Source organism: Ferroplasma sp. (assembly GCF_037442045.1).
Lineage (GTDB): Archaea > Thermoplasmatota > Thermoplasmata > Thermoplasmatales > Thermoplasmataceae > Ferroplasma.
The window spans coordinates 1-9,145 of sequence record NZ_JBBIRC010000051.1 but is presented as its reverse complement, the minus strand read 5'-3'; the positions used below and the strand labels follow the sequence as shown (position 1 = coordinate 9,145).

The 9,145-nt window shown below is 34.4% G+C and carries 7 protein-coding genes; 4 read left to right on the top strand and 3 right to left on the bottom strand.

What is annotated here, in order from left to right:
- The first annotated feature begins 569 nt into the window (after positions 1-569).
- Positions 570-4,040, top strand: a complete 3,471-nt coding sequence (gene smc, locus WKI77_RS06565; protein WP_337861030.1) for a chromosome segregation protein SMC — start codon at positions 570-572, stop codon at positions 4,038-4,040.
- The gene (locus WKI77_RS06560; RefSeq protein WP_337861029.1) at positions 4,027-4,791 is read left to right on the top strand and encodes a hypothetical protein; all 765 of its coding nucleotides are present in this window, start codon (positions 4,027-4,029) and stop codon (positions 4,789-4,791) included. Before smc ends, WKI77_RS06560 begins: the two co-directional genes overlap by 14 nt.
- Here the strand turns inward: WKI77_RS06560 and radA are convergent.
- Positions 4,788-5,783 carry a DNA repair and recombination protein RadA gene (radA, locus tag WKI77_RS06555; RefSeq protein ID WP_337861028.1) on the bottom strand — a complete coding sequence of 332 codons (996 nt, stop codon included), beginning with the start codon at positions 5,781-5,783 and terminating at the stop codon, positions 4,788-4,790. The two genes, WKI77_RS06560 and radA, sit on opposite strands and share 4 nt — an antisense overlap.
- A gap of 1 nt (position 5,784) precedes the next feature.
- Positions 5,785-6,798 (bottom strand): type II glyceraldehyde-3-phosphate dehydrogenase, encoded by a 1,014-nt coding sequence (locus tag WKI77_RS06550; protein WP_337861027.1) that lies wholly within the window; start codon positions 6,796-6,798, stop codon positions 5,785-5,787.
- 87 nt (positions 6,799-6,885) lie between these two features.
- On the opposite strand from WKI77_RS06550, the gene priS reads away from it, so the two are divergent.
- Positions 6,886-8,031 (top strand): DNA primase catalytic subunit PriS, encoded by a 1,146-nt coding sequence (priS, locus tag WKI77_RS06545; RefSeq protein ID WP_337861026.1) that lies wholly within the window; start codon positions 6,886-6,888, stop codon positions 8,029-8,031.
- Here the strand turns inward: priS and WKI77_RS06540 are convergent.
- On the bottom strand, positions 8,028-8,759 hold the full coding sequence (locus tag WKI77_RS06540) for a hypothetical protein (RefSeq protein ID WP_337861025.1): 732 nt from the start codon (positions 8,757-8,759) through the stop codon (positions 8,028-8,030). The two genes, priS and WKI77_RS06540, sit on opposite strands and share 4 nt — an antisense overlap.
- Positions 8,760-9,034: 275 nt before the next feature.
- On the opposite strand from WKI77_RS06540, the gene WKI77_RS06535 reads away from it, so the two are divergent.
- The coding region (locus WKI77_RS06535; RefSeq protein WP_337860906.1) for a sulfur oxygenase reductase family protein at positions 9,035-9,145 on the top strand (111 nt) is incomplete at its 3' end.

Here is a 9,145-nt window from a genome sequence, read left to right as displayed (position 1 = left end):
GCTCGCATCACTTGCAATAGCCCTTCGTGGCCTTGACCTTTGCGGAGAACCGTTCCCCGTGAGTGCGTCAGCCTCTTGGCAGTCCATGAAGAATGAATACCTGTACACAGGGCATACCTGACATGCCCGGAGCAGGAAGGACTGAGACTGCCTACGCTGCGAATGAACATGTTGCATAACAATGCACAATGTTTGAAGAACGGCAAAACGATATTGCTAAATATGTCAAAAGATGTTTATATTTAGGATATAGTTTAAATGGCTCTTTTACTTTTATTCCTTTTCTAATTTCTTCCTGTTTCTGATGTATATTTAAATGCAATGCTCGTTATTGCTCCAGTTACCAGGGTCATTCTTTCAATTCGCTCCGGGTAATTTTTAATCTAGTTTTTCGGCAATGTTAACAGAAATCGTAAAAAAATAATCAATTAATGTCTATTTTTCAGGATTCCCAAAACAATATATTGATATTCTGAACAAAATCATAATTAAATAACTGTCAGACACAAATAAGAGAATGATATTTATTTAACGAAAAAATAATATAGGTATGCATATTGTCATACATAATGATCGTAGATTCCGTTGAAATGGAAAATTTTAAATCATACGGCGATAAACAGCTCATAAAAATTAATAAAGGGTTTACTGTAATTATAGGTCCAAATGGATCGGGAAAAAGCAACATAGGGGACAGCATGCTTTTTGTCCTTGGAATCAGAGCTAACAAAACTGTAAGGGTTGACAGGCTTGAAGACTTTATCCATAAAACTGACCCCCCAAAAAAACACTGTTATGTTACTTTGAATATCATTAATGACGAAGATAACAGATATGCAATTAAAAGGGAACTTGTATACATCAATAAGGAATATAAATCAAATTATTATATAAATAATAAGAAATCATCCAGGAATGAGGTTTTAAAGCTCATTGATACTTTTCATATTTACCTTGATGCTTATAGCTTTGTGCTTCAGGGTGACATCAATAACCTTGTGAAAATGACCGGGACTGAAAGAAGGAAGCTTTTTGAATCCATTGCCGGCATTGAGAGTTACAAGGATAGAATAGAAAATGCGCAGAACGATATAAATGGGTTGAATGAAAATCTTAACAGCATGGATGCAGTTTTGCAGGAAATTCAAAATGTTTTGAATACCCTTGAAGTTGATAGGGATAATGCAATAAAATACAATGATATAAAAAAGGAACTTAATGAACTTGAATTATTCCTGAAAGTAAAGGACAGGGATAGAATAGATCAGGAAATTTCAATGTACAATGATAACATTGACAAAAATCAGGATGATATAAATAAGCTTGAAACGGAAAATTCTGATCTTGAATCAAAAAAATATGAGGCCACCAACAAAATAAAAGAAATTGACGAAAAACTGGATGCCATGGGCGGAAAGAGGGTACAGGAAATCAGAAAGCACATAGAAGAACTTAACATTAAAATTACGGAACTGCAAACAAAAATTGCCAGTGCGAAGGAGTCAAAAATAAATTCAGAATCCAGGCTAAGAACCACAAAAGACGCATATGCATTTAATCAGGAACTGCTGGATAAGAAAACAAAGGAAAAGAAAAACTATGAATCATACCTGAAGGCATCCGAAAATACAATAAAGAAAATTAGTGATGAGCTTGAAAAATTCAGGCAGGAAAACTATGAAAATTCAAAGGCGCAAAAGCAAATAAATGAGAAACTTGCATCGATAGATGCTGAAATTCAGGAAATAAATAACCAGATCATCAATAACGGTGAAATAGGTAAAATTGAACAGGAAATTTCGGGGTTAAACAAAGAAACAACGATGAATGAGGAAAAAATAAAGGATGAAACGTTAAAGGTCAAAGATTTAAAATGGAAAATAGGAAATCTGGAAAATAACAATAAACAGTACACTGTTGAAATCAATGAGGTTAATAAAAAATTTATTGATACGAGAAATAAGCTGAATGACTTAGTTACAATAAAGAATAACAACGATATAGAGATAAGAAATAAGGAGAAAGAACTCCGCGGCCTTAACTACAGGAGCAGTGTTTCACCGGCACTGAAAGAAATTAACACCATGATGGAGGAAGATAGTGGGATACATGGGGCGCTTGGAAAACTTATAGAATATAATGATGATCATGCAAATGCAATACTTGTTGCTGCAGGTGGAAGATTAAATTCAATAGTGGTTGATACAGATTTTATAGCACAGAAATGCATACAGTCAATAAAATCCAAAAAATTGGGAAGGTTAACATTCATACCATTGAACAAGATCAGCACATCTTCCGACAGGCAAAAGGCTGCTGACCTGGTTAATTCTGGGGAAGCTACAGATTTTGTCCGAAATCTTGTAAGATATGATATAGTTTTTGAAAAAGCCATCAAATATGCATTTGGTGATACTGTTTTAATGGATACACTGGAACATGCGAGAAAATACATGACCGGTGTAAGAATAGTTACACTGGGCGGAGATGTCCTTGACCCATCCGGTGCAATGACCGGGGGTTCCATAAAAAACGATGAATTAATTGCAAACCGCATTATGAAAACAATAACAGATCTTGAAGATCATAATGAGATCCTTAAAAGTGAGATTAGCTTCAAGCAGAAGGAAAATTCTGAAATCTCTACAAAGCTTGCGGAACTTACAAGAAAAAGGGATATATCAACAACAAGCATAAACAACTATCAACTTCAGCTTAATGAATCTGAAAGCTCAATTAAAAACAGTGAAACAAAGCTTGAGGAAATAAAGAATAAAATAAAAGAAGCTGATGATAAAAAGAACGAGCTGGAATCAACAAAAAACGAAATAAAAATGAAGCGGTTCAACCTGGAAAAGGAACGGGAAAAATTATACAAGCAATTAAATGAAATCGCTCCAGAGAATGTAGAAATAGAAAAGGGCATGGAAGAGGAACTATCACAGGCCAGAAAGACAATGGAAGGTTATTCCAATACTCTTGTTCAAATAGAAACAGAAACCAAAAATTTTATGGAAAGGAAAAAAGAGCAGGAGGAAAAGATTGGAGAACTTGAATCAGAACTCATCAAAAATAATGATATTATACTTGAATATGGGAAAAATGTTGAAGAAATGCAGGTGGAGCTACAGGAAAGCAGGCAAAAAGAATATGAAATAGATTCACAGTCCAGAGACCTTTACAATGAAAAGACAGAGGTATCAGCCAGTATTGAGAAGATGTACGAGAAAATTAGGAAAAATGATGATTTAATAAGCAATAAGAAAACCATTATCGCAACACTTACAACAAAAATCGAAAACATAACTTTTCAGCTGCAAACACTGAATTATGAAATTGAGAACAGCAATATTGAACTAAAAGAATACAGCATGAGCATTCCAGAGATAAAAAAGAAAATTGATGATGATAATACAAAAATTCAGGAACTTGGTATGGTTAATTTGAAGGCAATCGAACAGTATGACCAGGAACTGGACAGATATAACAGTACTCAGGGAAAATGCAATACTTTAATCAGGGAAAGGGATGATCTTATCGATTTGCAGAATGAAATAATAGAAACTGAAAAAAGAATTTTTATGGAGCTTTTCGATACAATAAATTCACAATTCCAGCAAATATATGCACGGTTATCTGAAGGTGGAGAAGCGAACCTTGAAATTACAAGCAGAGAAGATCCACTCAATGCTGAAATTTACATAAAAGTAAAACCAAGTGGAAAGCACATGATAAAAATCGATGCCCTGAGTGGAGGTGAGAAAAGTGTAGCAGTACTGGCACTTATTCTTTCGTTCCAGATAAAAAATCCTTCCCCAATATATTATCTAGACGAGGTAGATATGTTTCTGGATGGCCATAATGCAGAACATGTTGGAGAATTGTTCAGGGAAAATTCAAAAAGTTCGCAGGTGGTTATGGTTTCATTAAAAGGAGCAGTTACAAAATTTGCTGATAACCTTATAGGTGTTACAGTAGATAAGCATGGAAATACAAAAATAATTCAGAAGAGAGTAGGTGAAGGCCTTGGAAAGGAATGAAATACTCAAAGCAATGATCACTCAGAATATTGGTGATAGCATTTCGTATTATGAAGGAATACTGAATGAAGTTGAGGAAAGCATTGAGTACCCAGATATTTTCTCCGAAACTGTTTCAAAAATCTTTAAACTTGTAATAACAGGCAAGCTGGATCCATGGAGTGTTAATATTTCGGAATTCAAAGACCTGTTTGCAAGAGAAAACAGTGAAAATTTTGAAATAGCAGGAATGCTTATTTCCAGTGCCTGGCATGTTCTGTATGAAAAAAGCACTCAGATGATGCAAAATACGATTAATGAAGAAGAGGATTTTGGCGATCCTGTAACGGATTGGAGCGATGGAATATATAATCAGGATGATACAACAATAGGAAGCATGCCAGACCTCAAAATACCTGTTTTACACAAAGAGTCTGCAAAAATTACCCTCACAGAATTTTTAACTGCAATGAAAACGGTATTTAAAGAAAAAAAGGTTAAAAAAGAAGATGAAGACCTTTATTATCCTGATGATATGGATGAGGATATAATTGCAAAGTCCAATACTGATTCTATTGAGGATGGAATAATGGATACATTACAGCGCATATCAGGTTATATGAACCCATTTTTTGTGGAAGATTACTGGGGAAATTCAAAATTAGAAAGGGCAAATTTCATTTTGTATATGCTGTTTCTGGAAAAATCAGGTAATATCAGCATGTACCAGGAAGAGGAGTTTGGTAATATACAGGTTACAAAATTATTTTAAGTTCCGTCTATTATTCCATCCTCTGTAAGTGTTATAACAGCTTCTCCTTCTGGAAGGTACGGAGAATCTATAAGCCTTGCTATTCTTTTTCCTGCTTTTGCCTTTCTTAAATAAATTCTGAATGTTGCAGTATGGCCGACAATGTTTCCGCCAATAGGCGTCATTGGGTCTCCGAAAAATACTGCAGGATTAGCTGAAACCTGGTTTGTAACCGCTATTACAGCATTGAATATTGTCCCAAATTTCAACAAATCATGCATATGCTTGTTCAATAGCTGCTGGCGCTCTGCAAGTGATCCTCTTCCCACATATTCAGAACGGAAATGGGATGTCAGTGAATCGACTATAAGCAGTTTTATTGGAAATTCTTTTGCTATATCCGAAGCTTTTTCTGCCAGAAGTATCTGGTGGTGTGCATTGTATGCCCTTGCAACATGAATTCTTTTTAATGTTTCATCGGGATCAAGGTTTTTCGCCCTGGCCATCTGTATTATCCTTTCTGGCCTGAATGTATTTTCTGTATCTATGATAAGGACATCTGAATTCATTCCACCCAGCTCTTCAGAAATTGTAGCATTTACAGCCAGTTGCAGCATAATCTGAGTTTTCCCGGATCCAAATTCACCAAAAAATTCAGTAATTGATTGTGTTTCAAGCCCTCCACCAAGAAGATTGTCGAGTCCCTGTGCACCTGTTGAAAGTTTTTTAATTTCCTTTCTTCTCTGAAGAATTTCCTCACCTGTTTCGAAGTTCCCAACATCAGCAAATTTTCTTGCAGCGTTAATAATTTTTACTGCAGCTCCTTCTGCAATGCCACTGATATCTGCAAGATCCTTTGGTGATGCAACTGCTATAACCATTATATCGTCATAGCCATTTTCCCTCAATTTTTCTGCGGTTGCTTCTCCAACACCGGGTAAATCTTCTATCGTAAGTTTCTTGCCCTCATTATTTTCTATTATATCTTCATCAATCTTTTTTTCTTTTGCCATTTTAATATTCAACTCCTTTAATGCCAAGAGAGGCATCGGTTTTATCCTGCGACATTGATTGTTCTATACCAAACATTGCCCTTATAGCATCGATATTCTCAGGAATTACATCACTTTCCTGATGCACTGCCTGAATATAATGCACTTTATTCTTATAAATATTTATACTGTCTTTCCAGATTGCTATTTCATATAAATCTGACCTGTTCCTTGATAATTCTCTTGCATAATCCATTATCTGTGCAGTAGAATTAATTTTTTCATTGCCGTCGAACAGTATCAGGCGCCGTTTTTTTGACAGTGCAGATATTATTTCATTTTTAGTTGTTTCCGATTTTAATTCCAGATTTATTACATGGACATGCATGAGTGTTGTTGGGACTTTTACTGCAGTTGTTTCTATGTTTATATCTTCCATTACGGTTTTCAGGTCACCGGCATGGTGTGATGGATATGCCATTGAAGGTTCTATGGCATTAATAGGCCCCTTCTTGCTGTCATTTGGATCTGTTGCACGCCTCATGATTGTTGCATTGACTTCGTTAATTCCAAATTTCTCATTTAACGGTGTAAGGGTTCTGGCAAGAGCAGTTGTATTGCATGATACTACACGAACATAATTCTTGTTTATTGATTTTGAATAATTAGAATATGAATTAAAGCTAACTTCTACAGCATCTTTGCTTTCTCCGCCTTCAAGAATTGCTTTTATTCCATGCTGTTTGTAAATTTTTAAATTTTTTTCTCCATTGCCTTCAGGAGTTCCATCAATAACAATATCTGATTCTGATAAAAGATCATCAAGTGTACCCTTTACAGTTATGCCACTTGCCTCAAATTCCTTCTTTTTATCATTATCAGGAGCATAAATATTAAAATACTTAGAAGCCTGTTTCGTAACATAATCAGGGGAATTCTTTACAATGCCTGTAACATACATATCATCCTGTTTAGATGCTGCATAGGCAATCCTTCTGCCTATTGTCCCGTAACCATTTATTGCTACTCCAATCATTGCAATACAATAGTACTGCACATTATAAATTTATTGATTGACAGTAAGTCAGGCAAATAGTTATATTTATTAGATTAATAGCAAACCGTGTCAGATCCTAAAAAGTTAATGGAATATTTTCGTGAATATTATTACAAAAATCATCTTGGCATACCGGATATGTTATTTCAAAGAGAAATAGGCTTTATACCATTCAATGGAACCATGATCCGGCACAAAAAATTTAATGGTCAGGCAGAGATAGAAAAATTTGTCCAGCATACTGCACCAAGGCATCTTTATTACTCCTCTTCATATTACAGATTTCCAGACCAGCATAAAATGCTTGAGAAAGAATGGCTTGGAGCAGAGTTAATATTCGATCTTGATGCTGACCATATTGAAGGGGCAGATAAGATGACATATATGGAGATACTTTCAGAGGTTAAGAAGCACACAATGAGGTTGCTGGAAATACTCATGGATGATTTTGGATTTGACGATAAAAATATTCGGCTTTATTTCTCAGGTGGCAGGGGATACCATGTGCATGTAGAAAGTGACAGGATATACAGCATGGATTCTGATTCAAGAAGAGAAATTGGGGATTATATAAAAGTTGAAGGCCTGAATATCGAAGACCTGAAAATGCTGGATGATAGCCATTTCCAATATGGAATGCTTAAAAAATTAAATAATTATATCTCAAATTTTTTTAAAGAGCCTGATGAAGATTATATAAAAAATGTGTTTGGCAAATCATCAGGAAATTATATGAAATATCTTCAAAAGTTTTACAATGGAGAAAAAATTATAGATTTCCTTGCTCGTGATACGGGAAATAAATTTAGGTTATTGGTTAAGCAGAATAAAAGCAACGAGAAGACTTCCATAGATTATGACCGTATTATGCTCTCGAGGCTTCTCAATGATTTTAATAGTACTGCAATGGCAGAAATAGATGAGCCTGTTACCACCGATATACATAGATTGATAAGATTTCCCTTTAGCCTCCACGGCAAAACAGGGCTTATGGTCAAGCCAGTGGCAATTAATGATTTAGGAAAATTTGATCCATTAACAGAAGCGATTCCGGTTATCTTCATGGATAAAGAAACAAAAATTAATTTGAACATAAATAAATTTTCAATTAAAATGAACAATGAAAATTTTAATTTGCAGGAAGGTGAAAACACCGTTCCACTCTATGTTGCAATATTTGCAAGCGCCATAAATGTGGCGGAATTTATTTAATTCATTAAATCAAGATTTTTAAGCCTTTCAAGAAACAGTTCCTGAGTAGTATCAAACAATGATGTAAGCTTTATTAAATCCTCACCATTTACAAGTTCTTTTGCCTTCTCCTTGTATGGCAATATATCATCTCTTTTCAAAATGCCTTTCTCACCCAGGTCAATTATGGTTTCCCATGCATTCAATCTGATATACTGATTTGAAGATTTAAGAACGTTAAAAAGGTATTTTTTATTTTCTTCATAATTATTTTCCTTTATAATTCCAGCATTGACCAGCAATGGAACCATATGCCATGCATCACTTACAATTCCCGGATTGTCACTTTTAAGGCTATCTATAAATATATCTTTATATGGGAATAGATATGTATTATCAATATAATTTCCATTGATCAGGTCAACTGCATTCCACCATGCAGTCAGGTCTCCGCTTTCCACATATGGGATTAGATATGTTTTTCTTTTGTTAATATCTTCTTTTGAAATATATCCGGCATCGGCGAACCTTCTTGCAAGAACCCATGCATGTACCTTAACCATTTCATCTGTTGTTGTCAAAAGATCAAGAAATTTCTGTTTGTTTTCAACTACGTAATCCTTTGTTAATATTTTGTTATCTATTAAAAAATCAACCTTGTACCATGCATCCAGGCGTGAAAATTGATCTTCAAGCGACAGTGATTTCATATAATATCCTTTATTTTTCTCTATTGCATCACTAACCATAGGTATTGCATACTTTATTTGTATAAATATATTTCCATGTTATTCACATATATGACTATTTACTACTAATATTAGAATGCTTTAGATTTATTTTATTTGAAAGATATATTAATTGCCAAGAACTGATTATTTATAAATAATATTCCATGTTAAGTAACGAAAATTTGCATTAAATTACAGTTATGCATAGAAAATCATTGAATTTAACTATAATTCATATATATGAATAATAACTCTTAAATATGACTTAGTTATTTATAATTTGGTGAGAAAAAATGCCTAAACCGTATGTAGCAATAAATGAAGTAGAGATGTTGAATAACGACACAACCATGCAAATGTTTTCGCAGGTTGGTCCAAAAGTTTGCCAGGTAACAGCCAGACAC

Bases quoted from the DNA above. Each gene is read 5' to 3' on its own strand.
- smc (WP_337861030.1), top strand. From the start codon at position 570: ATGATCGTAGATTCCGTTGAAATGGAAAATTTTAAATCATACGGCGAT.
- WKI77_RS06550 (WP_337861027.1), bottom strand. From the start codon at position 6,798: ATGATTGGAGTAGCAATAAATGGTTACGGGACAATAGGCAGAAGGATT.
- radA (WP_337861028.1), bottom strand. From the start codon at position 5,783: ATGGCAAAAGAAAAAAAGATTGATGAAGATATAATAGAAAATAATGAG.
- WKI77_RS06540 (WP_337861025.1), bottom strand. From the start codon at position 8,759: ATGGTTAGTGATGCAATAGAGAAAAATAAAGGATATTATATGAAATCA.